Annotated in this window: 29 protein-coding genes and 1 pseudogene; 21 read left to right on the forward strand and 9 right to left on the reverse strand. The window is 67.0% G+C overall.

Features of this window, described 5'->3' with window-relative positions; translation table 11 throughout:
- Positions 1-10: 10 nt before the first annotated feature.
- Positions 11-736 carry a DUF3108 domain-containing protein gene (locus tag GST15_RS01335; RefSeq protein WP_159015454.1) on the forward strand — a complete coding sequence of 242 codons (726 nt, stop codon included), beginning with the start codon at positions 11-13 and terminating at the stop codon, positions 734-736.
- Between the two features lie 47 nt (positions 737-783).
- A complete protein-coding gene (locus GST15_RS01340) occupies positions 784-1,443 on the forward strand; it encodes a DUF3108 domain-containing protein (protein WP_233263009.1) in 660 nt (219 codons plus the stop codon).
- Between the two features lie 43 nt (positions 1,444-1,486).
- On the opposite strand, the gene murA is transcribed toward GST15_RS01340, so the two are convergent.
- Both murA and GST15_RS01350 read right to left on the reverse strand, forming a co-directional pair.
- Positions 1,487-2,743 carry a UDP-N-acetylglucosamine 1-carboxyvinyltransferase gene (murA, locus tag GST15_RS01345; RefSeq protein WP_159015456.1) on the reverse strand — a complete coding sequence of 419 codons (1,257 nt, stop codon included), beginning with the start codon at positions 2,741-2,743 and terminating at the stop codon, positions 1,487-1,489.
- Between the two features lies 1 nt (position 2,744).
- Complete coding sequence (locus tag GST15_RS01350; protein ID WP_159015457.1) at positions 2,745-2,978, reverse strand: BolA family protein; 234 nt, start codon at positions 2,976-2,978, stop codon at positions 2,745-2,747.
- A 67-nt stretch (positions 2,979-3,045) separates the two neighbouring features.
- Here GST15_RS01350 and GST15_RS01355 point away from each other — a divergent pair, with 67 nt between their 5' ends.
- The 15 genes from GST15_RS01355 to GST15_RS01425 all read left to right on the forward strand — a co-directional run bounded on the left by GST15_RS01355 (position 3,046) and on the right by GST15_RS01425 (position 15,478).
- The gene (locus GST15_RS01355; protein WP_159015458.1) at positions 3,046-4,041 is read left to right on the forward strand and encodes a KpsF/GutQ family sugar-phosphate isomerase; all 996 of its coding nucleotides are present in this window, start codon (positions 3,046-3,048) and stop codon (positions 4,039-4,041) included.
- Between the two features lie 54 nt (positions 4,042-4,095).
- Positions 4,096-4,662, forward strand: a complete 567-nt coding sequence (locus GST15_RS01360; protein ID WP_159015459.1) for a KdsC family phosphatase — start codon at positions 4,096-4,098, stop codon at positions 4,660-4,662.
- A complete protein-coding gene (gene lptC, locus GST15_RS01365) occupies positions 4,659-5,216 on the forward strand; it encodes an LPS export ABC transporter periplasmic protein LptC (RefSeq protein ID WP_159015460.1) in 558 nt (185 codons plus the stop codon). Before GST15_RS01360 ends, lptC begins: the two co-directional genes overlap by 4 nt.
- Positions 5,217-5,268: 52 nt before the next feature.
- On the forward strand, positions 5,269-5,748 hold the full coding sequence (gene lptA / locus GST15_RS01370; RefSeq protein ID WP_159015461.1) for a lipopolysaccharide transport periplasmic protein LptA: 480 nt from the start codon (positions 5,269-5,271) through the stop codon (positions 5,746-5,748).
- Positions 5,748-6,467 carry an LPS export ABC transporter ATP-binding protein gene (gene lptB, locus GST15_RS01375; protein WP_159015462.1) on the forward strand — a complete coding sequence of 240 codons (720 nt, stop codon included), beginning with the start codon at positions 5,748-5,750 and terminating at the stop codon, positions 6,465-6,467. The genes lptA and lptB overlap by 1 nt, the downstream gene beginning before the upstream one ends.
- 40 nt (positions 6,468-6,507) lie before the next feature.
- The gene (locus GST15_RS01380) at positions 6,508-7,932 is read left to right on the forward strand and encodes an RNA polymerase factor sigma-54 (RefSeq protein ID WP_159015463.1); all 1,425 of its coding nucleotides are present in this window, start codon (positions 6,508-6,510) and stop codon (positions 7,930-7,932) included.
- 115 nt (positions 7,933-8,047) lie between these two features.
- Positions 8,048-8,374, forward strand: coding sequence for a ribosome hibernation-promoting factor, HPF/YfiA family (gene hpf, locus GST15_RS01385; RefSeq protein WP_159015464.1), 327 nt, complete (start codon positions 8,048-8,050; stop codon positions 8,372-8,374).
- A gap of 25 nt (positions 8,375-8,399) precedes the next feature.
- Positions 8,400-8,852, forward strand: a complete 453-nt coding sequence (locus GST15_RS01390; protein ID WP_159015465.1) for a PTS sugar transporter subunit IIA — start codon at positions 8,400-8,402, stop codon at positions 8,850-8,852.
- Positions 8,849-9,796: an HPr(Ser) kinase/phosphatase gene (gene hprK, locus GST15_RS01395; protein ID WP_159015466.1), complete on the forward strand. Its 948-nt coding sequence runs from the start codon at positions 8,849-8,851 to the stop codon at positions 9,794-9,796. Before GST15_RS01390 ends, hprK begins: the two co-directional genes overlap by 4 nt.
- On the forward strand, positions 9,793-10,671 hold the full coding sequence (gene rapZ / locus GST15_RS01400; RefSeq protein ID WP_159015467.1) for an RNase adapter RapZ: 879 nt from the start codon (positions 9,793-9,795) through the stop codon (positions 10,669-10,671). The genes hprK and rapZ overlap by 4 nt, the downstream gene beginning before the upstream one ends.
- 82 nt (positions 10,672-10,753) lie before the next feature.
- Positions 10,754-11,146 (forward strand): PTS sugar transporter subunit IIA, encoded by a 393-nt coding sequence (locus GST15_RS01405; protein ID WP_159015468.1) that lies wholly within the window; start codon positions 10,754-10,756, stop codon positions 11,144-11,146.
- Positions 11,147-11,158: 12 nt separating this feature from the next.
- On the forward strand, positions 11,159-11,428 hold the full coding sequence (locus tag GST15_RS01410; RefSeq protein ID WP_159015469.1) for an HPr family phosphocarrier protein: 270 nt from the start codon (positions 11,159-11,161) through the stop codon (positions 11,426-11,428).
- Positions 11,428-13,152, forward strand: a complete 1,725-nt coding sequence (gene ptsP, locus GST15_RS01415) for a phosphoenolpyruvate--protein phosphotransferase (protein WP_159015470.1) — start codon at positions 11,428-11,430, stop codon at positions 13,150-13,152. Before GST15_RS01410 ends, ptsP begins: the two co-directional genes overlap by 1 nt.
- Before the next feature lie 150 nt (positions 13,153-13,302).
- Positions 13,303-14,664: a magnesium transporter gene (gene mgtE, locus GST15_RS01420; protein ID WP_159015471.1), complete on the forward strand. Its 1,362-nt coding sequence runs from the start codon at positions 13,303-13,305 to the stop codon at positions 14,662-14,664.
- Positions 14,665-14,692: 28 nt separating this feature from the next.
- Positions 14,693-15,478 carry a carboxylesterase family protein gene (locus tag GST15_RS01425; protein WP_233263010.1) on the forward strand — a complete coding sequence of 262 codons (786 nt, stop codon included), beginning with the start codon at positions 14,693-14,695 and terminating at the stop codon, positions 15,476-15,478.
- Positions 15,479-15,509: 31 nt separating this feature from the next.
- Here the strand turns inward: GST15_RS01425 and GST15_RS01430 are convergent, their stop codons facing one another.
- The 3 genes from GST15_RS01430 to GST15_RS01440 form a co-directional block, all read right to left on the reverse strand.
- Entirely contained in the window at positions 15,510-16,454 is a 945-nt protein-coding gene (locus tag GST15_RS01430; RefSeq protein ID WP_159015585.1) for an aspartate carbamoyltransferase catalytic subunit, read from the reverse strand.
- A gap of 68 nt (positions 16,455-16,522) precedes the next feature.
- A complete protein-coding gene (gene ruvX / locus GST15_RS01435; RefSeq protein WP_159015472.1) occupies positions 16,523-17,011 on the reverse strand; it encodes a Holliday junction resolvase RuvX in 489 nt (162 codons plus the stop codon).
- Positions 17,004-17,609 (reverse strand): YqgE/AlgH family protein, encoded by a 606-nt coding sequence (locus GST15_RS01440; RefSeq protein ID WP_159015473.1) that lies wholly within the window; start codon positions 17,607-17,609, stop codon positions 17,004-17,006. The genes ruvX and GST15_RS01440 overlap by 8 nt, the downstream gene beginning before the upstream one ends.
- A 123-nt stretch (positions 17,610-17,732) precedes the next feature.
- Here GST15_RS01440 and GST15_RS01445 point away from each other — a divergent pair.
- Positions 17,733-18,614: pseudogene (locus tag GST15_RS01445) on the forward strand (DUF72 domain-containing protein); the annotation flags it as partial.
- Positions 18,615-18,669: 55 nt separating this feature from the next.
- Here GST15_RS01445 and GST15_RS01450 read toward each other — a convergent pair.
- Both GST15_RS01450 and GST15_RS01455 read right to left on the reverse strand, forming a co-directional pair.
- Positions 18,670-19,800 carry a PilT/PilU family type 4a pilus ATPase gene (locus tag GST15_RS01450; RefSeq protein ID WP_159015475.1) on the reverse strand — a complete coding sequence of 377 codons (1,131 nt, stop codon included), beginning with the start codon at positions 19,798-19,800 and terminating at the stop codon, positions 18,670-18,672.
- A gap of 82 nt (positions 19,801-19,882) precedes the next feature.
- Positions 19,883-20,920: a type IV pilus twitching motility protein PilT gene (locus GST15_RS01455; RefSeq protein WP_159015476.1), complete on the reverse strand. Its 1,038-nt coding sequence runs from the start codon at positions 20,918-20,920 to the stop codon at positions 19,883-19,885.
- Positions 20,921-21,190: 270 nt separating this feature from the next.
- On the opposite strand from GST15_RS01455, the gene GST15_RS01460 reads away from it, so the two are divergent.
- Genes GST15_RS01460 through GST15_RS01470 form a run of 3 tightly spaced genes read left to right on the forward strand, consistent with a single transcriptional unit; the run spans position 21,191 to position 23,109 of the window.
- Entirely contained in the window at positions 21,191-21,787 is a 597-nt protein-coding gene (locus GST15_RS01460) for a YggS family pyridoxal phosphate-dependent enzyme (protein WP_425482175.1), read from the forward strand.
- Positions 21,784-22,608, forward strand: a complete 825-nt coding sequence (gene proC, locus GST15_RS01465; protein WP_159015478.1) for a pyrroline-5-carboxylate reductase — start codon at positions 21,784-21,786, stop codon at positions 22,606-22,608. The genes GST15_RS01460 and proC overlap by 4 nt, the downstream gene beginning before the upstream one ends.
- A 6-nt stretch (positions 22,609-22,614) precedes the next feature.
- Complete coding sequence (locus GST15_RS01470) at positions 22,615-23,109, forward strand: DUF4426 domain-containing protein (RefSeq protein WP_159015479.1); 495 nt, start codon at positions 22,615-22,617, stop codon at positions 23,107-23,109.
- A 42-nt stretch (positions 23,110-23,151) separates the two neighbouring features.
- Here the strand turns inward: GST15_RS01470 and GST15_RS01475 are convergent, their stop codons facing one another.
- Together GST15_RS01475 and GST15_RS01480 are read right to left on the reverse strand one after the other, a co-directional pair.
- Positions 23,152-23,457 (reverse strand): hypothetical protein, encoded by a 306-nt coding sequence (locus GST15_RS01475; protein WP_159015480.1) that lies wholly within the window; start codon positions 23,455-23,457, stop codon positions 23,152-23,154.
- Between the two features lie 115 nt (positions 23,458-23,572).
- A complete protein-coding gene (locus tag GST15_RS01480; protein ID WP_159015481.1) occupies positions 23,573-24,376 on the reverse strand; it encodes a cobalamin-binding protein in 804 nt (267 codons plus the stop codon).
- Positions 24,377-24,398: the final 22 nt, after the last annotated feature.

Raw genomic sequence — 24,398 nt, forward strand, 5'->3', positions numbered from 1 at the left:
TGTGCCGCTGATGTCCCGACTCCCTTCCCTCGCGCTGCTGCTGATCCTGCCCTTGGCCGTGCATGCCGAAGCACCGCCATCTGATGCGCTTGAGCCGTTCCAGGCCACCTACCAGGTGTTCCACGGTGGCCGCGAACTCGGTGAGGCAAGCTTGCAGCTGGTGCATGTGGATGGAGCGCGCTGGCGCGTCGACCTGGCCATGCGTGGCAGCGGCCTGATGCGCCTGACCGGGCTCAACGTGCAACAAAGCACGCTGTTCGACACCAACGGCCACGACTATCGCCCGCTGTCGCAGAGCACGGTGAAGCGCGCGTTCCTGTCGACCCGGAAGACCGTCGGCCTGTACGACTGGAACCGACGGATCGCGCATTGGACTGGCGACGTCAGGAAAGGCCATGCGGGTCCTGTCGCGCTGCAGGACGGCGACATGAGCGGCTTGCTGATCGACCTGGCGGTGATCCGCGATGCGAGCCCGGGCCAGGGCCTGCACTACCGGTTCGTCGACGACGGACGCGTGCGCGAGCACGACTGGGTCGTCGCGCCGGAGACCGAAAGCATCTCGGTCGGCGACCTGAGTTACGACGCCATGCGCGCCAACCGCATCCAGGACGGTGGCGACGACACGTTGATCTGGGTGGCGTCGGGAGTCCCGACACCGATCCGCATCCTGCAGCGCGAAGACGGCAGCGACAGCACCGATTTGCGCCTCATCCAATACAAGGGAGTTGCACCATGAGCATCCACACCAGCCGGACCAAAGGCCTCACGGCATGGACTGCCACCATGGCACTCCTGCTTGCCAGCGCGGGCGCGCTGGCATCGCAGCCTGGCGAACTGAAGCCGTTCAATGCGGACTACCAGGCCAACTACATGGGCCTGCAGGGCAACGGCCGGATGACGCTCGCGCCCGCCGGGGGCAATCGCTGGAAGTACAGCCTGGATATCCACAGCACCATCGCCACCCTCAGCCAGAGCACCGTGTTCGACCAGCACGACGGCCAGTGGCGCCCGCTGTCCGGCAACGATTCGTCGATGCTGCTGATCCGCAAGGCGAACAAGAACGCGACGTACGACTGGGCCACTGGCCAGGCGCGCTGGAGCGGCGACGTCAAGCCCGATCGCAGCGGTCCGGTCCCGCTGAAGGCCGGCGACATGGACGCGATGCTGATCAACATGGCGATTGCGCGCGACGTCCAGGCCGGCAAGCCGCTGAACTACCGCATGGTCGACGATGGCCGCGCGAAGCAGCTGAGTTACCAGGTGGTCGGCAAGGAAGCCATCACCATCGGTGGCCAGTCGCGCCAGGCGACCAAGGTCACGCGCACCGATGGCGATCGCCAGACGATGGTGTGGGTGGTGGATGGATTGCCGGTTCCCGCGCGGATCCTGCAGCGCAAGCATGGCAACGACGAGATGGACCTGCAGCTGCAGGCGATCCGCTGACACGGGATGACGACACGCAAGCCCGGGACCGGGCTTGCGTGACTCAGTCGATCCGCCGGATCCCGGCGCCCAGCGCCGACAGTTTCGCCTCGATGTTCTCGTAGCCGCGATCCAGGTGGTAGATGCGGTCGATGACGGTTTCGCCGTCGGCGACCAGCCCGGCCAGGATCAGCGACGCGGACGCGCGCAGGTCCGTCGCCATCACCGGGGCACCGCTGAGCTTGTCGACACCGCGCACGATCGCTGTGTGGCCTTCGACCCGGATGTCCGCACCCAGCCGCAGCAGTTCCTGCACGTGCATGAAGCGGTTCTCGAAGATCGTCTCGATCATCACGCCGACGCCGTCGGCGATGCAGTTCATCGCCATGAACTGCGCCTGCATGTCGGTCGGGAATCCCGGATGCGGCGCCGTGCTCAGGTTGACCGCATGCGGGCGGCGGCCACCCATGTCCAGGGTGATGCTGTCGTCCGTGCAGTCGATGACGGCACCAGCCTCCTTGAGCTTGTCGATGACGGCATCGAGTGTCTCCGGGCGCGCGTGCGTGGCGGTGATGCGACCGCCGGTCATCGCGGCGGCCACCAGGAAGGTCCCGGTTTCGATGCGGTCCGGCACCACCGAATGCTCGGCGCCATGCAGTCGCTCGACGCCTTCGACGACGATGCGTCCGGTGCCGTCGCCTTCGATGTTCGCACCCATTGCACGCAGGCAGACCGCCAGGTCGATGATCTCCGGCTCCATCGCCGCGTTCTCGAGCACGGTCCGGCCCTCGGCCAGGGTCGCCGCCATCAGCACGTTCTCGGTGGCCCCGACACTGACCATGTCGAAGACGACCCGCGCGCCGCGCAGGCGCTTCGCGCTGGCCTTGATGAAGCCGTGGTCCACGCTGATGTCCGCACCCAGTGCCTGCATGCCCTTGATGTGCTGGTCGATCGGCCGCGAGCCGATGGCGCAGCCACCCGGCAGCGAGACTTCGGCAGCGCCGTAACGGGCAAGCAACGGCCCCAGCACCAGCACCGACGCGCGCATGGTCTTGACCAGTTCGTAGGGCGCGACATGGCTGTGCACCGTCCGCGGATCGATGCGGATGTTGAATGCATCGTCGATGGCGATGCCGGCACCGAGTTCGCCAAGCAGGCGCAACGTCGTCTTGACGTCGTGCAGGCGTGGCACGTTGCTGACGCGGAGCACGTCGTCGGCCAGCAGGCCAGCGCACAGGATCGGCAGCACCGCATTCTTCGCGCCGGAAATCCGCACGTCGCCATGGAGCGGTTTGCCGCCCTGGACAAGGATTTTCTGCACGTCAGGCGCCCGGCTCGCCGGGAGCGAGCGTCTTCAGCGCCAGGGCGTGGATTTCACCGCCCATGCGGTCGCCCAGCGTCGCGTACACCATGCGGTGGCGCGCCAGCGGCAGCTTGCCCCGGAATTCCTCGCAGACGACCGTCGCCTCGAAATGAACGCCGTCGGCGCCCTGGACCTCGACCCGCGCCCCCGACAGCCCTTGTTCGATCAACTCACGGATGCGTTCGGGGTTCATGAGGCTCCGGGCGGACGAACCGCGTAAACTGGAAGCCGTTCAGTCTAGCGGAAAGCCCCGGCCCGCAATGCCGCCCGAGCCCGCAATATCTCCCTCCTTCGATCTGGCCAGCAGTGGTCGACGCGTTCTCGATCTCGAGATCCGTGGGCTGCAGGCCGTGGCCGGGCGCATCGATGGCGACTTCACCGCCGCCTGCAGGCTGCTGCTTGCCAGCCATGGCCGGGTGGTCTGCATCGGCATGGGCAAGTCCGGCCACATCGCCCGCAAGATCGCGGCGACGTTCGCCTCGACCGGCACGCCCGCCTTCTACGTGCATCCAGGCGAGGCCGGCCACGGCGACCTGGGCATGATCACCGACGCCGACGTCGTGCTGGCGCTGTCGAACTCCGGCGAGACCGACGAACTGCTGATGCTGTTGCCGGTGCTCAAGCGACAGGGCAACCAGCTGATCGCCATGACCGGCCGACCCGGCTCGACGCTCGCCCGGCAGGCAGACGTGCACCTGGACGTCAGTGTCCCGGCCGAGGCCTGCCCGTTGGCATTGGCCCCGACCACCAGCACCACCGCTGCGCTGGCGCTTGGCGACGCGCTTGCCGTCGCGCTGCTCGAGGCACGCGGCTTCACCGCCGACGACTTCGCGCGCTCGCATCCGGCCGGTGCGCTCGGGCGGCGACTGCTGCTGCACATCACCGACGTCATGCACGCCGGCGACAACGTCCCGCGCGTGCTGGCGGACGCCACGCTGAGCGAAGCGCTGGTCGAGATGAGTCGCAAGCGCCTGGGCATGACGGCCATCGTCGACGACAGCGGGCGGCTGCTTGGCCTGTTCACCGATGGCGACCTGCGACGGGCCCTGGACGACGCCGCCATCGACCTGCGCCAGACCCGCATCGATGCGGTGATGACGCGCATGCCCAAAACCATCGGCATGGATGCGCTGGCCGTCGAGGCGGCGCAGATGATGGAAACCCACCAGATCAATGCACTGCTGGTCGTCGACCCGCAGCAGCACGTCGTCGGTGCGCTCAACATTCATGACCTGTTGCGGGCACGGGTGGTCTAAAGCTGCTTGCGCAATTGTCGTTCCGCCCGCCGATTTCCCTGGACAACGCACCCGATGCCCTATTCGCATATCAGCGACTTCCCCGCCGACATCCTTGCGCGCGCCGCCAAGGTGCGACTGGCGTGCTTCGACGTGGATGGCACGCTCACCGACGGACGACTGGTCTTCGACAGCGATGGCCGCGAAATCAAGGCATTCCATTCGCGCGACGGCCAGGGCCTGACATTGCTCCGGCGCGCGGGGATTCCGGTTGCATTCGTGACCGCCCGTGGCGGCGTGATCGCGGAACTCCGCGCCGCCGAACTCGGCGTGCAAGCCTTTACCAAGGTCCGCGACAAACTCGCCTGCGTCGGCGAGATCGCCGCGGGGATGGGCATCGGGATGGACGCGGTGGCCTTCATGGGCGACGACTATTCCGACCTGGGCGTACTGCAGGCCGCAGGCCTGTCGGTGGCGCCAGCCGATGCGCACGCATGGGTCCGTGAGCGCGTGCATTGGCGCACGATCGCCAACGGCGGCGCGGGCGCGGCACGCGAGCTTTGCGACCTGCTGCTTGCAGCACAGGGCCACGCCGACGCCATGCTTCGCCAGGCGCTGCACACCGGGCCGTTGCCGGCATGAACCTTCGCGCGGTACTCATCGCTTCCCTGGTGCTTGGTGCGGTGTTGACCGGCTGGCTGGTGCTGCGACATCGGGCCCACCAGGCGGTCGGCGGCACGGGCAGCGGGCGGTCGGATTTCGTGCTGCGCGATTTCGAGCTGATCTCCCTGGACAAGACCGGCAAGGAGGCCTTCACCCTGCGCGCTCCGCTGCTGGAGCAGACGCCCGGCGCGCGCACCATGGAACTGTCGTCGCCCCTGTTCCTGCTGCCCGACATCAACGGTCACTACTGGTCGGTGCGCTCGCGCACCGGCTGGGTCAGCAAGGACCACGACGAGCTGCGCTTGCGTGGCCGGGTCGTGACTGTCAGCCCGACAGAGGATCCGCGCCGCATCACGATGAACACCGAACAACTGAACGTCTACCCGAATACGCGCACAGCGACGTCCAAAGCCGTCGTGACCGTGGCCGAACCGGGCCTTACAATGCGGGGCCGCGGCCTCCAGGCTGATCTTGCCGCGAAGCGCTTCACCCTCCTTTCCCAGGCGACCGCTCGTTATGTCCCGTCACATTGATGCCCCGTTCGCGCGTGTCCTGCTGGCTTGCGTGCTGGCTTGCGCGACATCCATGGCGTTGGGCCGGACCACCGACCGCAGGCAGCCGATGGATGCCGAAGCCAACCAGAACACCTGCTCGCTGGGCGATGCGGGCCAGTGCGTGATGACCGGCAACGTGCGGATTACCCAGGGTTCGCTGGATATCAGCGCCGCCAAGGCGACCATTTTCCGCGCCGGCGGGGATATCAGCCGGGCGCTGCTCAGTGGAAGCCCGGTCGTGCTGAAGCAGGAAATGGACGACGGCACGCCGATGACTGCCCGCGCGAACAACGTGGATTACAACCTCAGCACCGACGTCGTCATCTTCACCGGTGATGTCGTCATCCAGCAGCCGCGCGGCACGATGAGCGGCCAGCGCGTGGTCTACAACCTGAAGACCGGCAACGTCGACAGCGGTGGCGAGGGCGGTGGCCGCGTCAAGATGCGCATCATGCCGAGGAATGCCGCCCCGGCCACGCCGCCACCCGCCCCCACCAAGACCACGCCCTGATGCTGGTCGCCGAAGGGCTGCGCAAGCGCTATCGCTCACGCGAGGTCGTCCATGACTTCGGCCTGACCCTGGATGCGGGCGAGGTCGTCGGATTGCTCGGGCCCAATGGCGCGGGCAAGACCACCTGTTTCTACATGATCGTCGGCCTGGTGCCGGCCGATGCCGGCCGGATCATCCTCGACGGCCGCGACATCACCGCCGAGCCGATGTACACGCGTGCCAAGCTGGGTGTGGGCTACCTCCCGCAGGAACCTTCCGTGTTCCGCAAGCTCAGCGTGGCCGACAACCTGCGGCTGGTGCTGGAATTGCGGCCGGACCTGGACCGGGCCGGGCGCGAGGCCGAACTGGCCAGCCTGATGGATGAGTTGCAGGTCGCCCACGTGGCCGACCAGAGCGGGGCCAGCCTGTCGGGCGGTGAGCGCCGACGCGTCGAGATCGCCCGTGCGCTGGCCGCAAAGCCCCGCCTGATGCTGCTGGACGAACCGTTCGCGGGCGTGGACCCCATTTCAGTGGGCGAAATCCAGCGCATCGTCCGCCACCTGAAGAATCGCGGCATCGGTGTGCTGATCACCGACCACAACGTGCGCGAGACCTTGGGCATTTGCGACCGCGCGTATATCCTCAACGAAGGCGGCGTGCTCGCGCAGGGGGCTCCGGACGCGCTGCTGGCGAATCCCGACGTGCGTCGCGTCTACCTGGGCGAATCCTTCCGTCTCTGACCGCGGCGCCGTCCTTCTCCCCGGACGTGTCCCTCTGGTCATGAAACCGCGTTTGCAGACATCGATGGGCCAGCAGCTGGTACTGACGCCGCAGTTGCGCCAGGCCATCCACTTGCTGCAGCTGTCGGCGCTCGAACTGGACGCCGAACTGGCCGAAGCGGTGGAGACCAACCCGCTGCTCGACTGGGCCGAACCCGAGCCGATCCGTACCGGGTCCGCCGACGGCGAGAGCCCGTCCGAAGGCGATGGTGGCGATACGTTCGGAGCGGACGATGCGCCACCGTGGACACGTGGCGAGGATGCCTGGCAGCAGCGCGTCGGCCCGTCATCCGATGGCGACGAGGACGACGGCGATGCCGCCGATCGCATCGCCGAGCCGCAGACGCTGCAGGACCACCTGCAATGGCAACTGCACCTGACCCACCTGTCGCCCCGCGATCGCCGGATCGGGCTGACGCTGATCGATGCCATCGATGACGATGGCTACCTTCGCGAGCCATTCGCAGCCCTGCGCGAGGCATTGGTCCCCGACCTCGTCGTCACCGACGAGGAACTGCTCATGGTCCTGCATCAGCTGCAACGATTCGATCCTGCCGGCGTCGGCGCCCGCAGCCTGGGGGAATGCCTGTCGCTGCAGTTGGGGCCGCTGCCCGATGAAACCCCGGGCAGGTCACTGGCGCTGCGCATCACCGAAGGGCCAATCGACCGCCTGCCGAAAATCGGCATCGACGGCGTCGCCACCGAACTGCAATGCCCGGTCGAGGATGTCTCGCTGGCCCTGCAACTGCTGCGCTCGCTGGATCCGCGCCCCGGCGCCCAGATCGGCAGCCTGCCGGCGGATACCTACATCACGCCGGACTGCGTGATCTGGCGCCAGCATGGCGTCTGGCGCGTGGCCCTGGCGAACGGGCGCGCACCGCGCCTGACGATCCATCGCGGCTACGAACAGATGATCGGCAGCGCCGGCACCAGCGACGCCGGCTACCTGCGCGGACGCCTGCAGGAAGCACGCTGGCTGCTGCGCAACATCGAAGCGCGCGGCGAAACACTCATCAAGGTCGTGCGTTGCCTGGTGCGACAGCAGTCGGGTTTCCTCGAATTCGGCGCGCAGGCGCTGCGGCCGTTGACATTGCGCGAAGTGGCATCGGAGGTCGGGCTGCACGAGTCGACCGTGTCGCGCGCGATTTCGCGCAAGTACGTGCGCACCCCGCGCGGCACCGTCGCGCTGCGCAGCTTCTTTGCCTCCGGCATCGACAGCGAGGGCGGCGGGGAAACCTCCAGCATCGCCATCCAGACCATGCTCCGCCGCCTGATCGACGCCGAGAACCCGCGCAAGCCCCTGTCGGACGCACGCCTGGCCGACACGCTCAAGGCGGCCGGGGTTCCGGTCGCGCGCCGCACGGTGGCCAAATACCGGGAGGCAATGGGCATTGCCTCGTCGCAGGAACGCGTACGCCTGGCCTGACCGGACGCCGTGGATGCGACTATGCTGGTATCGAGGGACCGATTCAGATTTCCTTCACAGCACTCATCGCTTCCCGGGTGATGCTGTCCTACCCAGTCGCTAGAGGAGGTTGCCGATGCGCATCGAAACCCACGGCCAGCAGATCGACGTCACTCCCCCGCTCCGCGACTATGTCCAGACCCGGTTTGCCCGACTCGGCCGCCATTTCGAACAACCCATCGATGTCCGCGTGGTACTGAGCCTGGATCCGCCCGATCATCGCGCCGAGGCCACAGTCAATTTCAACGGCCGCACCTTGCATACGGATGCCTCGGCACTGGACATGTATGCCGCCATCGACCTGCTGAGCGACAAGCTCGACCGCCTGCTGCTGAAACACAAGGAGAAGATGGTCGATCACCATCGTGGTGAAAACCCGGCGCGCAGCGGCGATTTCGCCTGACTGCCGTCCAGTCGCAGTCCCGTCCATGCTGTCCCTGTCCGAGTTCCTGACGCCGGACCGCATCGTCGAGATGGACGATCCGGGCGACCGCAACGCCGTCATCGACGCAGCCGCAAGGCTGCTTGCGGACGCCTCCCTGCAATCGGTATCGGCAGTCGTGGACAGCCTGCGCCAGCGCGAGCGCATGGGCAGCACCGCGATCGGCCATGGTGTTGCGATTCCGCACGGTCGCAGCGATGTCTTTCCCGACACGCGCGCCGCATTCCTGCGCTTGCGGCCAGGGGTCGACTTCGAGTCCGGCGACGGCATGCCGGTCGACCTCGTATTCGCCATGTCGGTGCCGGAGCATTTCACCCAGAGGCACCTGCAGTTGTTGTCCGACCTGGCGCAGCGATTCGGTGATGCCGACTTCCGCACCGCACTGCGCCAGGCTCCCGATGCCGTCGCATTGCGACACATCCTGCTGGCGAGCGCATGACCGCGCGCATCACGGCACGGGAACTGTTCGAACAGCAACGCGAACGCCTGGACCTGCGTTGGCTGGCTGGCGAGGAAGGCGGCACCCGCGTGCTCGAGTCCGGGGACACCGTCTCCCGGCGCCCGTCACTGGCTGGATACCTCAACGCCATCTATCCCAACAAGGTGCAGATCCTCGGAACCGAGGAACTCGCCTGGCTGGATGGCCTTGACTCACGGCTGCGCTGGGAAACCATCGCCAAGATCGTCGGCTTCGGCCCGCTGGCGCTGGTCATCAGCAAGGACCAGCCCTGCCCGGAGGACCTGCGCATCGCGGCCGAGGAATTCGGCACGCCGCTGTGGACGTCGCCCAAGCGCGGCCATGAACTGCTCAACCACATCCAATACCATCTGGCGCGCACGCTCGCGCCACGCGTCACGCTGCACGGCGTCTTCATGGAGATCTATTCCATCGGCGTGCTGATCACGGGCGAATCGGGTTCGGGCAAGAGCGAGCTCGCGCTGGAACTGATCACCCGCGGCCATCGCCTGGTTGCCGACGACGCGCCCGAATTCACCCAGATCGCCCCGGACGTGCTCGATGGCACCAGCCCCGAGATGCTGCAGGACATGCTGGAAGTCCGCGGGCTTGGCGTGCTCGACATCCGGCAGATGTTCGGCGACACCGCGGTCAAGAAGAACAAATACCTGCGCCTGATCGTGCACCTGACCCAACCGCACCTGGACGTCGTCCCGGGCGGCATCGAGCGCATCACCGGCGACCTGGGCGTGCGCCGCGTGCTGGACCTGGATGTTCCCAGGATCACGCTGCCGGTCATGCCCGGACGCAACCTCGCCGTGCTGACCGAAGCCGCCGCCCGCGCGCATATCCTGCGCGCCAAGGGCGTCGACCCGGCGGCGGCATTCATGGCCCGCCACAGCCACTTCCTCGAGCGATCCTCATGACCGCCCAGGCAGCACCCACGCTCATCATCGTCAGCGGCATGTCCGGGTCCGGCAAGTCGGTCGCGCTGAACACGCTGGAAGACCTCGGCTTTTACTGCGTGGACAACCTGCCGGCGGAACTGCTGCCGGACTTCGTGCGCAACGTCACGCGTGACGAAGGCGCGGCTCCGCAAAAACTGGCCGTCGGCATCGACGTGCGCAACCGCAACACCGACCTGTCGAACATCCCGGAATGGTTGTCGGCGGTCGGCGCCCTGGGCCTGGATCCGCGGCTGGTGTTTTTCGACACCGCCGACGCCGGCCTGCTCAAGCGTTACGCCGATACCCGGCGGCGGCACCCGCTCAGCCATCTCGGGCTGGCATTGGCGGATGCGATTTCGCTCGAGCGCCAGGTCCTCAAGCCGCTGCGGCAGATCGCCGACGCCGTCATCGACACCAGCGACCTCAACGTGCACCAGCTGCGGCGACAGGTGATCACGCAGTTCGGACTGACGACGGACGACTCGCTGTCGTTGCTGTTCGAGTCCTTCGCGTACCGCCGCGGGGTGCCGCCCGACGCCGATTTCGTGTTCGACGCGCGCGTGCTGCCCAACCCGCATTGGCATCCGCAATTGCGTCCGCTGTCGGGTCGCGACGAATCCGTTCGCGCCTTCCTGGAAACGCAGGAGGATGTCTGCGCCTACGTCGCGCAGGTCCAGCAGTTCCTCGACAGCTGGCTGCCGCGCCTGCGCTCGGACACCCGCAGCTACGTCACCGTGGCTTTTGGCTGCACCGGTGGACGCCATCGCTCGGTCTACCTGGCCGAGCGCCTGGCCGAGCACTGCCGCGCGAACGACTGGGGCGAGGTCGCCGTCTACCACCGGGAACTGGACTAGCCAACGCACGGCGGCCGCGCGTCCCGCGCGTCGCAGGCAACAGCGCTTCCAGCCTGTCCCACGCGTCTGCTAACTTGCCTGCATGGCCGTCGGCATCCTCCTCGTGACCCATCCCGGAATCGGTCCTGCGCTGATCGCGTCGGCGACGCGCCTGTTGCGCCAGTTGCCATTGCGGACCGAGGCCTTCGAGGTCGCATACGACGCCGACGCCGACCTGCTGTTGCCCGAGGCGAGCGCGGCGCTGCGGCGCGTGGACGGCGGCGAGGGCGTGCTGGTATTGAGCGATCTCTACGGCGCGACGCCGAGCAACCTGGCCGCCCGGATCGCCCGCATCGGCACGCCGGTGCGTCGCGTGTCGGCGCTGAACCTGCCGATGCTGCTGCGGGTGATGAACTACGCGGACATGTCACTGGACGAACTTCCGGCGATTGCCGCCGCAGGCGCCCGCAACGGCGTCATTGTCGACGATGCCTGAGGAAGCCCGTCCATGATCGAACGCGAACTGCTCGTCGGTAACCGCCTGGGCCTGCACGCGCGTGCGACGGCGCGCCTGGTGCAGCTGCTCTCGGGTTACCGCTGCAATGCGACGCTCGCGGCGAAGGGGCGCGAGGTCAACGCCAAGAGCATCATGGGCGTGATGCTGCTGGCGGCCGGCCCCGGCACCACGGTCGTGTTGCGCGTCGATGGCAGCGATGAAGCCGCCGCGGCCGACGCTGTCGCCGACCTGTTCGCGCGCAATTTCGACGAGGCGGCCTGATGCGGCTTGTGCTCAACGCAAATGGTGCATCGCGCGGAAGCGTGCTGGGCCGCGCGCGCGTCCGCTTGCCGCATGTGCTGGAAGTCGCCGAGGCCCATGTCGAGGACGTCGACGCCGAACTCGCACGACTGCATGACGCCATCCATGTCGTGCGCGGGGAAATGCGCGTGCTGCAGGAGCGACTGCAAGGCGCGCTGGCATCAGAGGTCGGTGAGTTCCTGGACCTGCATGCGTTGCTGCTCGACGATCCCGAGTTGCTGCAGGGCCTGGACACGCTGATCCGCAGCGGGCATTACACCGCGGACTACGCCTTGCGGCTGCAGCGCGACCGAATCGCCGGCGTCTTCGCCGGCATGGACGACGCCTACCTGCGCAGCCGGATCGACGACATCGATCAGGTGATCGGCAGGCTGCACGCGGCCCTGCACCGGCGCGAGGCCGACACCGGCGGTGTCGCCGGTGAAATCCTCGTCACCGACAGCATTGCGCCCACCGAGTTGCTGCAATTGCAGGCGCAGGGCGTCATGGCCGTGGTCACCGCCGGCGGCAGCATGTTGTCGCACAGCGCGATCCTGGCGCGTAGCCTGCACCTGCCGCTGGTGGTCGGCGCCACGAAGGCGCTGCAGAAGATCAACGACGGCGACGTGCTGGTGGTCGATGGCGGGACCGGACTCATCATCCGCGAACCCGACGCCATCGACCTGCGCGCGCATCGCACGCGCGCCAGGGAATACGCGCGCGAGCGCAAGCAGCTCAACCGCCTGCGACGCGAGCCGTCGCGCACGCTCGATGGCGTCGACATCAAGTTGTGGGCGAATGCCGAGTCACGCGAGGACGTGGCCGAGGCCCATGCACTCGGGGCGGCAGGCGTCGGCTTGTACCGCACCGAATTCCTGTTCCTCAACAGCTCCCAGTTGCCGGACGAAGAAGCGCAATTCAGGGCGTACCGCGACGTGGTGCTGGGCATGACCGGCCGCACCGTGACCATCCGCACGCTCGACGTCGGCGCCGACAAGGCCGACCGGACCGGACTGGCGCTGCCCAATGAACCCAATCCCGCGCTCGGTGTCCGCGGCGTGCGACTGTCGCTGCTGCGCGACGCGCTGTTCGAGACGCAGCTGCGCGCCATGGTCCGCGCATCGGGCTACGGACCGGTCCGGATCCTCGTGCCGATGGTGTCCTGTCGCGAGGAAATGATCGCCGTCCGGGCGATGCTCAAGCGTGTCGTCGCCGACCTGCAACGCGAAGGCCACGCCATGGCCGAGGGCATTCCGCTCGGCGCGATGATCGAGGTGCCATCAGCCGCCATCGCGCTGCCCGGGTTCATTGGCGTGCTCGACTTCCTGTCGATCGGAACCAACGACCTGGTGCAATACCTGCTCGCGGTGGACCGCAACAACGAATCGCTCGGAGATCTATACACGCCACTGCATCCGGCCGTCCTGCGGATGCTGCATGGCATCGTCGCATTGGCGAACCGGCGCTCGAAATCGGTCTCCGTCTGCGGAGAAATGGCCGCCGACCCGGTACTCGTTCCGCTGTTGCTGGCCCTGGGACTCAACGAGCTGAGCCTGCATCCCGCGACGCTGCTGGAGGTGCGACGCGCGATCCGCGGATGCGACTTCGGCGCCCTTCGGGCCAATGTCCCCGCCTTGCTGCGTGCGCATGACCGCAAGAGCATCGCGAAGTGGATGCAGGCCTTCGGCAGCGTTCGCGCAGCCTGACACGCGCCACCAGCGCATCCCATGACGGGGTGCGGCAACCCGATGTCTGCGAGGGAACCGTGCAGGAGCCTGCGTGTCGGGCGATAATGCCCGCATGAACGCCTGATCACGGTCGCGCCCTCGTGGATGCGACGCATACCGGAGGCCCGAATGGCCGAAGCCGTCCGCCACGACAAGACCGCGCGCCAGCTGCGTCTGCTCTCCGACGCGCTCGACAGCGGTCGCCTCGGCCCGGTGCGTCGGCTGGTCAACACGCTCTCGCCGGCCGAGATCGGCAACCTGCTCGAGTCCCTGCCGCCTGGCGAGCGCACCGTCGTATGGGGACTGGTCGATCCCGAGGACGACGGCGAGGTGCTGCTGCATGTCGGCGACGACGTGCGCGAGGGCCTGCTCGCGGACATGGATCCGGACGAGATCGTGGCTGCCGTCGAGGATCTCGACATCGACGACCTCGCCGACCTGGTGGAGGATCTCCCCGACACCGTCATCGACGAAGTCCTCAAGTCGATGGACCGCGAGAATCGCGAGCGGCTCGAGCAGGTGCTGTCGTATCCGGAGGACAGCGCCGGCCGACTGATGAATCCCGACGTGGTCACCGTGCGCGCCGACACCACGGTCGACGTCGTGCTGCGCTACCTACGCCTGCGCGGCGAGCTTCCCGATCACACCGACCACATCTACGTCGTCAGCCGCCGCCACCAGTACCTGGGCCGCATCGCACTGCAGTCGCTGCTAACGCACGAGGCCAGCACCCCGATCAACGAACTGATCGACGGCGAGCAGCCGGCGATCGATGTCGAGGAGTCGTCGGGCAGCGTCGCGCGCGGGTTTTCCGACCACGACTGGATCTCCGCGCCGGTCGTCGACGACAACAACATCCTGCTCGGGCGCATCACCATCGACGACGTCGTCGACATCATCCGCGAGCAGGCGGAGCACCAGGCATTGGGCGCCGCCGGCCTGGACGAGGACGAAGACCTCTTCAGCCCGGTCAGGCGCGCGACCAAGCGCCGCCTGCTATGGCTGACGATCAACCTGGGCACCGCGTTCCTTGCCTCGGCGGTCGTCGGCCAATTCCAGGGCACCATTTCGCACATCGTCGCACTGGCGGTGCTGATGCCGATCGTGGCAGGCATGGGGGGAAACGCCGGCACCCAGGTGCTGGCGCTGGTGATCCGCGGCCTGGCACTGGGTCAGCTCGGCGCCACCAACGTGCAGATCCTCATCTGGAAGGAAATCCGCGTGGCACTGCTCAACGGCCTTGCGCTGGGCCTGCTGCTCGGGGTGATCGTCTGGGCGTGGTTTGGCGAATGGCCATTGGCACTCGTGATCGCCAGCGCACTGACGATCAACCTGTTTTCGGCCGCGCTGGCAGGCGTGCTGGTGCCGGTGACGCTCAAACGCCTGGGATTCGATCCGGCGCTGGCGGGCGGCGTGATCCTGACCACCGTCACCGACGTGATGGGATTCCTGAGTTTCCTCGGGCTGGCGACGCTGGTGTTGTTACGCTGAAGCCAACCTTGATTCCACGGAGGCGCCGATGTTCCGCACAGGCATGGCCTTGGTCGCGATGACCCTCGCCTGCTGCACATGCAGCATCGCGCCCGCGCGACCGGACAGTGGACGCTTCGTCCAGCACGATCTCGTGATGGCGGGAACCACCTATCGCTACCAGGTGTTCGTGCCCTCGCGGGCGGCGGGTGGCGAGCATCCTCCCGTGATCCTGTTCCTGCATGGATCCGGCGAACGCGGCGATGACGGCGACAAACCGGTCGCGGTCGGGATCGGCCCCTACGTGCGTGCACACGTGGATGACTTCCCGGCGATCGTGGTCTTCCCGCAAGCCCGCGAACAGTGGGAATGGTCGGGCCCTGGCGCCGTGCTCGCCATGCAGGCGCTGGACGCGGCGAGCCGGGAATTCCACGGCGATGCACGCCGCACTTACCTCACTGGCCTGTCGATGGGCGGCTATGGCGTCTGGGAACTGGCACTGCTGCACCCGCAACGATTCGCGGCGCTGGTGCCGATTTCAGGTGCGATCCGGCCGCCGAGCGACGAGCGCGATTTGTTCGTCACCCCCGTCGCCAATGAATCAGACCCCTACGGCGCCCTGGCCCGTCGCCTGCGCACGGTGCCGATATGGATCTTCCATGGTGCGAAGGATGACGTCGTGCCGCTGGAGGACGATCGGCGCACCGCCGCCGCGCTGGAAGCCGTCGGCAATGGCGTGCGTTACACGGAATTCCCCGATGCGAACCACAACGCCTGGGATCCCGCCTACACCAGTCCACAGCTGTGGACCTGGCTGTTTGCCCAGCACCGGTAAAGGCATCTGGCGGGCAGGCGAACTTATGCGCTCAGCCCAGTAATTCCTCGAGCACGGCCATCCGCACGGCGACGCCATTGGACACCTGGCGCAGGATCAGCGATTGCGCGCCATCGGCAACGGCATCGTCGATTTCGACGCCACGATTCATCGGGCCCGGATGCAGCACGACGGCGTCACGGGCGGCGCGACGCAGGCGTTCCGCGGTCAGGCCGTAATCGCGGTGGTAATCGTCGATGGAGCTGATCAGGCCTTCCTGCATGCGCTCGCGCTGCAGGCGCAACATCATCACGGCATCGACGCCGTCCAGCGCCGCGTCCAGGTCCGCTGTCACCTGGCAGCCCTGCAAGGTCGCGTCATCGGGCAACAATGCATCCGGCCCGCAGATGCGGATGTTGCGTGCCCCCAGCGTCCGCAACGCCTGCAGGTCGGAACGTGCGACGCGCGAGTGCCGCACGTCTCCGACGATCAGGACCTTGATTGCCGCGAAGTCATCGCCCTTGGCCTGGCGCAGGGTCAGCATGTCGAGCAGGCCCTGCGTGGGATGGGATTTTCGGCCATCGCCGGCATTGACCAGGGCCGTCCCCACGTTGGCATCCTGGGCCAGCGCCGCAACCGCGCCGTCGGCCTGGTGGCGGACCACGAATCCCCGCACGCCCATGGCCTCGATGTTCTTGAGGGTGTCGATCGCGGTTTCGCCCTTCGTCGTCGACGAAGCCGATGCGTCGAAGTTCAGCACGTCAGCGCCCAGCCGCATGGCGGCCAGCTGGAAGCTCGATCGGGTGCGCGTGGACGGCTCGAAGAACAACGTGCAGATCGCCTTGCCTGCCAGCACGCCGCGCATGCTGGCCCCGGCGTTGCCCTGCTCCTGCAACTGCTGTGCGCGATCGAGCAGCCGCACCAGCACGTCGCGCGGCAAGCCCTCGAGCGTGGTGAGGTGTCGGAGACGGCCGGTGGTATCGAGTTGCTCGGTCATCGATGCATCCTGGGTGGCATTCATGGTGCGCCCGGTTTCGCCCGGGTCGATTGGAAGATCCATGCCGGCTACGCCACCGGCTTCGCATCGTCGGGCGCAGCCAGCCAGCGTTCGACGATGACGGCAGCGGCGACCGCGTCCAGGACGGCCGCATCGCGACGCCGCTTGCGACCAACGGCGCGATCGGCCGCGAAACGCTGCGCGGCATCGATCGAGCTCGCGCGCTCATCGACCAGCACCACCGGCAATGAGAAACGGGCCCGCAGGTCGCTGGCGAACGCATGCGCGAACGTGCGGATCGGCTGGTCGCCGCCATCGAGCGTCATCGGATCCCCGACGATGAACCCATCCGGCCGCCATTCCTTGTGCAGGCGATCGATGGCGGTCCAGTCCGGGCGCTGTCCATGGACGTCGACCACCGCCAACGCGCGGGCGCCATGGCCGAAGGCGCTGCCGACCGCCACGCCGATCCTGCGGGTTCCCACGTCGAAGCCCAGCACCGTGCCATCACGGCGGATCGTACCGACCGGGGGCTGGCCGCCGCTGGCCTCAGGCATGTCCGCTGTAGTCGGCCATGCGACTCATGTCGACGCCAATCCGTGCGGCTGCCGCCTGCCAGCGGTCGCCCAGCGGCACTCCAAACAGGATTCCGGCATCGGCCGGCGCGGTCAGCCAGCTGTTTTCGGTCAGCTCGTGTTCCAGTTGCCCGGCGCCCCACCCCGCGCAACCCAGCGCGACGGTGACGTGCCTGGGACCTTCGCCGCGGGCCATGGCCTCGAGGATGTCGCGGGACGTCGTCACCGAGAGTCCGTCGGCAATGGCCAGGCTTGAATCCCACTGTTCAGTGCCGTCATGCAGGACGAATCCCCGCTCCGGGTGCACCGGCCCGCCAGCCAGGACCGGTTGCGCGCACAGCGCCTCGTCATGGCTGGCGATGCCCATCTGCTCGAACACCTCACCCAGGGTGTACTCGGCGGCACGATTGACCACGACACCCATCGCGCCGTCGTCGTCGTGCTGGCAGATCAGGGTGACGGTGCGCGCGAATGGCGAGTCCGCCAATGCCGGCAGTGCGATCAGCAGCTGGCACGCCAGCGAGCCGCCGGTGTCGGCAGCCACCAGGGGCTGGTTTGCCGCGGAAGTCGCGTCGCTCATTGCGTGATTCTAACGCGCCGGCCGTCATGGGATCGTGGCTCTCCCGCCGCGCCGAGCGTGATCGGAGCATGGACGCCTGCCAGCTCACGCCACTGCAACCGGGGTCCGGACAGGATTGGAAAGGTGACGATCCGCATCGGCATCTCCGGCTGGCGCTACGCCCCCTGGCGCGGCGTCTTCTATCCCAAGGGACTGCCACAACGCGATGAGCTTGCGTTCGCCTCGCGTTGTTTCGACAGCATCGAGATCAACGGCTCGTTCCATTCGCTGCAGACTCCGGCGAGCTATTCCACCTGGCACGACGCGTCTGCCTGCGATTTCGTATTCGCGGTCAAGGGGCCGCGCTACATCACGCACATGCTGCGGTTGCGCGATGTGCAGAAACCGCTGGCGAACTTCCTTGCTTCGGGCGTCCTGCGATTGGGCCGCAAGCTGGGCCCGATCCTGTGGCAGCTGCCACCGACGCTGCGTTACGACTTCGACCGTGTGGAGGCATTCCTGTCGCTGCTGCCATCGGACACGGAACAGGCGTTGGCGCTTGCACGACGGAGGGACATCGACCGCATGCGCGGCCGCTGCGCACTGGCAATCGACGCCAGCCGTCCATTGCGGCACGCGATGGAGGTGCGCCACGAGAGTTTCTGCAATCCGCTGTTCATCGCCCAGCTGCGTCGCCACGCAGTCGCATGGGTGGTGGCGGACACCGCCGGCAAGTGGCCGTATGCCGAGGACGTCACCAGCGATTTCGTCTATGTGCGCCTGCACGGCGACACCGAGTTGTACGCCAGCGGCTATTCCGACCGGGTGCTGGGGCGATGGAGCCGCCGGATCCGGCAATGGGCCGGCGGCAGCGAGCCGCGGGATGCTCGCCGGATCGACGGCATGGCCGCGGCCCGAACGCACCGCGACGTGTATTGCTACCTCGACAACGACGCCAAGGTGCACGCGCCATTCGACGCACTCGCGCTGATGCGCAAGCTCGGGCTATCGGACGAGGCTGCGGCCACAGGTTTGCAGCCGGGCCTGCCGGCACCCCCTGCACGGGGGCGGGCCGGAGTGCTTAGCGCGCTTCCGCAACCTCGACGCCATCCAGCCCCTGGGACAGGGTCCGCGCGTCACCGCCCTGCGCCAGCTTGATGCGCAGGCGCACCTCGTTCGCGGAGTCGGCATAACGCAGCGCGTCCTCGTAGGAGATCTCGCCCGCCTGGTACAACTCGAACAAGGCCTGGTCGAAGGTCTTCATCCCAAGGTTGATGGATTCCTTCATCACGTCCTTGAGTTTGTGGATCTCGCCTTCGCGGATGTAGTCCTGGACCAGCGGCGTCCCCAGGAGGATCTCCATCGCCACGCGCCGCGTCTTGCCATCGGGACTCGGGATCAGCTGCTGCGCGACGACGCCCTTGAGGTTCAGCGACAGGTCCATCAGCAACTGGCCGCGGCGGTCCTCGGGGAAGAAGTTGATGATGCGGTCCATGGCCTGGTTGGCATTGTTGGCGTGCAGCGTGCACAGCACCAGGTGGCCGGTTTCGGCGAATGCGATCGCGTGGTCCATGCCTTCGCGCGTGCGGACCTCGCCGATCATGATCACGTCCGGGGCCTGTCGCAGCGTGTTGCGCAGCGCCGCGTCCCAGCTGTCGGTGTCGATGCCGACCTCGCGCTGCGTGATGATGCAGCCCTCGTGCTTGTGCACGAACTCGATCGGATCCTCGATCGTGATGATGTGGCCGGTGGAATTCTGGTTGCGGTAGCCGATCATGGCCGCGAGCGACGTCGACTTGCCGGTGCCGGTCGCGCCGACGAAGATGATGATGCCGCGCTTGGTCATCGCCAGCGTCTTGATGATCGGCGGGAGGCTCAACTCCTCGACCGTCGGGATCTTGGTCTCGATGCGACGCAGGACCATGCCAACCTGGTTGCGCTGGTAGAAACAGCTGACGCGGAAGCGGCCGACACCGGACACGCCGATCGCGAAGTTGCACTCGTGGGTCCGCTCGAATTCCTCGCGCTGCGGCGGCGACATCACATTGAGCACCAGGTCGCGGCTCTGCTGCGGCGTCAGCGGATTCTGCGTGATGGGCGCGATCTTGCCGTTGACCTTCATCGATGGCGGCATGCCGGCCGTGATGAAAAGGTCGGACGCCTTCTGGTGCGCCATCAGCTTGAGGAACGAGGTGAAATCGATGGTGCTCATTGCATGGCTCCAATAACCGGCAGCCGGTCATCGGCGGCCGGAACACACAGGTATTTTTGCCGCAGCTGTCCTGCTGCAACCCTCAATCGAACAGGCGCTTGTCCTTGGCGTAGTCGCGCGCCTGCTGCTTGGTGACCATGGAGCGCTTCACCAGGTCCTGCAGGTGCTGGTCGAGGGTCATCATCCCGTACTGCTGGCCGGTCTGGATCGACGAATACATCTGCGCGACCTTGTCCTCGCGGATCAGGTTCCGGATCGCCGGAGTGCCGACCATGATTTCCCAGGCCGCCGTCCGGCCGCCACCGACCTTCTTCAGCAGCGCCTGCGAAATCACCGCGCGCAACGACTCGGACAACATGCTGCGGACCATCGGCTTCTCGCCGGCCGGGAACACGTCGATGATGCGGTCGATGGTCTTGGCCGCCGACGACGTATGCAGCGTCGCGAACACAAGGTGTCCGGTTTCGGCCGCGGTGAGTGCCAGCCGGATGGTCTCGATATCGCGCATTTCGCCGACCAGGATGTAGTCGGGGTCTTCGCGCAATGCCGAACGCAGCGCCTCGTTGAAGCCGTGGGTATCGCGATGCACTTCGCGCTGGTTGATCAGGCACTTCTGCGCGGTGTGCACGAATTCGATCGGATCCTCGACGCTGAGGATGTGGCCGTACTCGTTCTTGTTGATGTGGTCGACCATCGCGGCCAGCGTGGTCGACTTGCCCGACCCGGTCGGACCGGTGACCAGGATCAGCCCCTGCGGCTGGTCGATCAGGTCCTGGAAGATCTTCGGGCAGCCGAGGTCTTCCAGCGTCAGCACCTCGGAGGGCACCGTGCGGAAGACGGCGCCGGCGCCGCGATTCTGGTTGAAGGCGTTGACGCGGAACCGCGCCAGGCCCGGGATCTCGAAGGAGAAGTCGACCTCGAGGAATTCCTCGTAGTCGCGCCGCTGCTTGTCCGACATGATGTCGTAGACAAGCGCGTGCACCTGCTTGTGGTCGAGCGCCGGGATGTTGATGCGTCGCACGTCGCCGTCGACGCGGATCATCGGTGGCAGGCCCGCCGACAGATGCAGGTCGGATGCTTTGTTCTTGACTGAGAATGCCAGTAATTCGGCGATATCCATGCGTGCTCCCCGGCACTCTGTCCACACCATGACCCGTGACGCGATCCGCGGAAGCCCGGGTGGAAACGATGGCTCCCGCGCCGCAGTATAGGCACAAATTCCGGGGTTCAACCTCCTACCCCGACAGGATCACACGTGCCCGTGCAGGCGCTCCAATCAGTCCTTCAAACCATTGGAAACGCGGCGCGACGCGCGGGTCGGCCACTCCCGCGATTATTGGCGGTCTCCAAACGACAGCCTGCGACGGCGATCGCGGAACTGGCTGCGGCAATGCGGGCCTTGCACCGGGATGTGACCGGCGCTGCAGGTGAACAGGCGCCGGCGTTCGGCGAGAACTACGTACAGGAAGCGCGCGCAAAGCGCGTCGCCCTCGCCGACCTGGGACTGGAATGGCACCTGATCGGCCACCTGCAATCCAACAAGGCCGCCGACGCGGCGACACTCTTCGACTGGGTGCAGACGGTGGACCGCCCCTCCCTGGTGCAGGCATTGGGCCGTCATCGTCCCGCCAACCTGCCTCCGCTCCAGGTGCTGGTCCAGGTCAACATCGATGATGAAGACAGCAAGCATGGCTGTGCCGCCGGCGATGTCATGCCGCTGGCGGCAGCGATCGCGGCGACGCCGAACCTGGTGCTGCGCGGACTGATGACCATCCCCGCTCCCCTGCCGGATCTCGAGCAACGGCGCTCGGCGTTCCGGCGGGCGAGACTGCTGTTCGACTCACTGCGGCAGGCGCATCCGCAGGCGGATACGCTGTCGATGGGAATGAGCGAGGATTTCGCCATCGCCATCGAAGAGGGAGCGACGATGATCCGGCTCGGCACCATCCTGTTCGGCCCACGCCCACCGAAGGAAACGGGCGCATGACCGGGCACGAAACCATCGCCTTTATTGGTGGCGGAAACGTCACGCGCATGCTGGTGACGGGCCTCGTGGCCGCCGGCGTCGATCCGGACACCATCCGCGTGGCCGAACCCGTTGCCAAGGTGCGGGCCGCCTTGCACGGGGACTTCGGCGTGCGGGTCTTTGCCGGCAGCCCGGCGGCCGTTGCCGGAGCGGATGCCTGGATCCTCTGCGTCAAGCCGCAGCTGATCCGCGGCGTCTGCGAAGGCCTCGCTGCGCAGACCCAGCTTGCACGACCGCTGGTGTTGTCGGTGGCCGCCGGCGTCACCACGCTGCAGCTCGATCGCTGGATGGGCGGCGACATCGCAATCGTGCGTGCCATGCCCAATGCCGCCGCCGTGCTGGGGGCGGGCGTCACCGGGCTCTATGCCAATCCGCAGGTGGACGCCGCAGGCTGCCGGCGTGCCGAACGTCTGATGTGGGCCAGCGGGGAAACCGTCTGGGTGACCGACGAGGAGAAGATGGACGCGGTGACGGCCGTATCCGGCAGTGGTCCGGCGTATGCCTTCCTGTTGGCCGAGGCGATGATTGACGCCGCGCTGGCCGAAGGCCTGTCGGACGACGTTGCTCGCAGCCTGGTCGCGCAGACGCTGCTGGGCGCAGCCAGGATGATGACCGAAGAAGTGGCCACGCCGGTCGAATTACGGCGCCGCGTCACGTCCCCCGATGGCACCACCCAGGCTGCGGTTGAAGTGCTGCTCGACGGCGGATTCCAAGACCTTGTCGCGCGCGCGATCCATGCAGCCAGGATCCGCGGCAGGCAGCTTTCCACCGACCTCGACTGAGCGACCATGACGACTTCCCGCAGACACATGCTTGCCTTCGCCGTGCTCGCGCTGCTGGCCACCGGTGGCTGCGCGGATCCGCAATCGCCATCGGGGCCCGGGGAGGCCCAGCCCGCCACCGATCAGCGTGGCGATGCCGTGGCCGACATTGGCGACGTCAGCGTGCGCGCCAGTGCCACGCAGACCTCGATGCTGCCCGAGTCGGTCGCACGCGAGTACGGCCTCGACCGCTCGCCGCGGACGATCCTGCTGCTGGTCAACCTTCGGGGCGTTGGCAGTGCGCCGGCGCCCGTGATTTCCGCCACCGTCACCGACCTGCTGGGGCACGCGACGCCGGTGTCGTTGCGCGCGGCGCACATCGCGCAGGCCGATGCCGGCACCGTCGATTACGTCGGTACCGTTGATGCAACGCTGCCGGACACCCTGCGCTTCACCGTCGTCGCCAGGCGTGGCGACGCGACGGCGACGCTGGAGGTCAGCCGGGATTACTACCCGCAGTAATCGGCTGGTCGTCGAAGCGCCTGGCGGCGGCTCTTCGCGCACTCAATCCATCCGCTCCCACTTCAGTTTGTCAGCGTTTCTCGTGACCAGGATGTGTGGAATCCCGGCCTTGCACGCGTCAGTCACCGCCGAAATCAACTGCCTGCGCAGGCGGCGGGTCAGGTTGGAGTCCTGGATGGAGAGCACGCGTTCGACATCCTCCGATTTGACGGAAGCGGGGTTGGCACAGGAAACATCCACCGACTCGCGTGTATCGGCGCGCACCTCGACGGTGGGAAGGCTGGACTGTGCGGACGCCACGCCCCAGACCAGCAGCGATGCAAGCGCGACAAACAATTGTGTACGCATGGCAGTTCTCCTGTTCACGGCGGGCGGCGCCATTGCCACCCGTGCCGAAGCGGCATTTCCCCGTGCCAAACAAGACAACGTCGTTCGCGATGAGAGCGGCCGGCGGAGGCGACTTTCACCTCGTCTTATCAATGCCATCCCATGCGCGGATGATCCTCGCGATCTCAGCGACCCCGTCGGTCAGCGCCGCCGGCCCCGGCTGCAGGATCAACGGCGACTTGATCTCGTGCAGTTCCCCATCGCGCACCGCCGGGATGTCGCCCCAACCCGGGCGCGCGGCAACGCGTTCTGGCTGGAATTTCTTTCCGCACCATGAGCCGATGATGATGTCGGGGGCGCGTCGGATCACTTCATCCGGGTCCTCGAGGATGCGTTGCTTCGCAAGCGGTTCGGCTGCGCGTTCTGGAAAGATGTCGTCGCCGCCGGCAATGCGGATGAGTTCCGCCACCCACTGGATGCCGCTGATCAGCGGTTCATCCCATTCCTCGAAATACACCTTGGGGCGTCGGGGCCGCCGGGCCGCCTCGCCCGCGATCGCGTCGAGGCCGCGACGCAGGCCATCGGCGTAGGCGGTGGCCTTGTCGCCGGCGCCCACCAGCGCGCCGAGACGGACGATGTAATCCAGGATCCCGTCCACGCTGCGATGGTTGCTGATCCAGACCTCCACGCCGCTGCGGATGAGCTCGGCGGCGATATCGGCCTGGATGTCGGAGAACCCGACGACGAAATCCGGACGCAGCGCCAGGATCCGGTCGATTTTCGCCGACGTGAATGCACTGACCTTCGGCTTCTCCTGCCGGGCCCGCGGCGGTCGCACGGTGAAGCCGCTGATGCCGACGATCCGCGCCTGCTCGCCGAGGGCGTACAGGGTTTCCGTCGGTTCCTCGGTCAGGCACACGATGCGGACTGGACCGGTCATGGCCTGTCCATCCCTGTGGGCA

The organism is Cognatiluteimonas profundi (assembly GCF_009792795.1).
Classification (GTDB): domain Bacteria; phylum Pseudomonadota; class Gammaproteobacteria; order Xanthomonadales; family Xanthomonadaceae; genus Cognatiluteimonas; species Cognatiluteimonas profundi.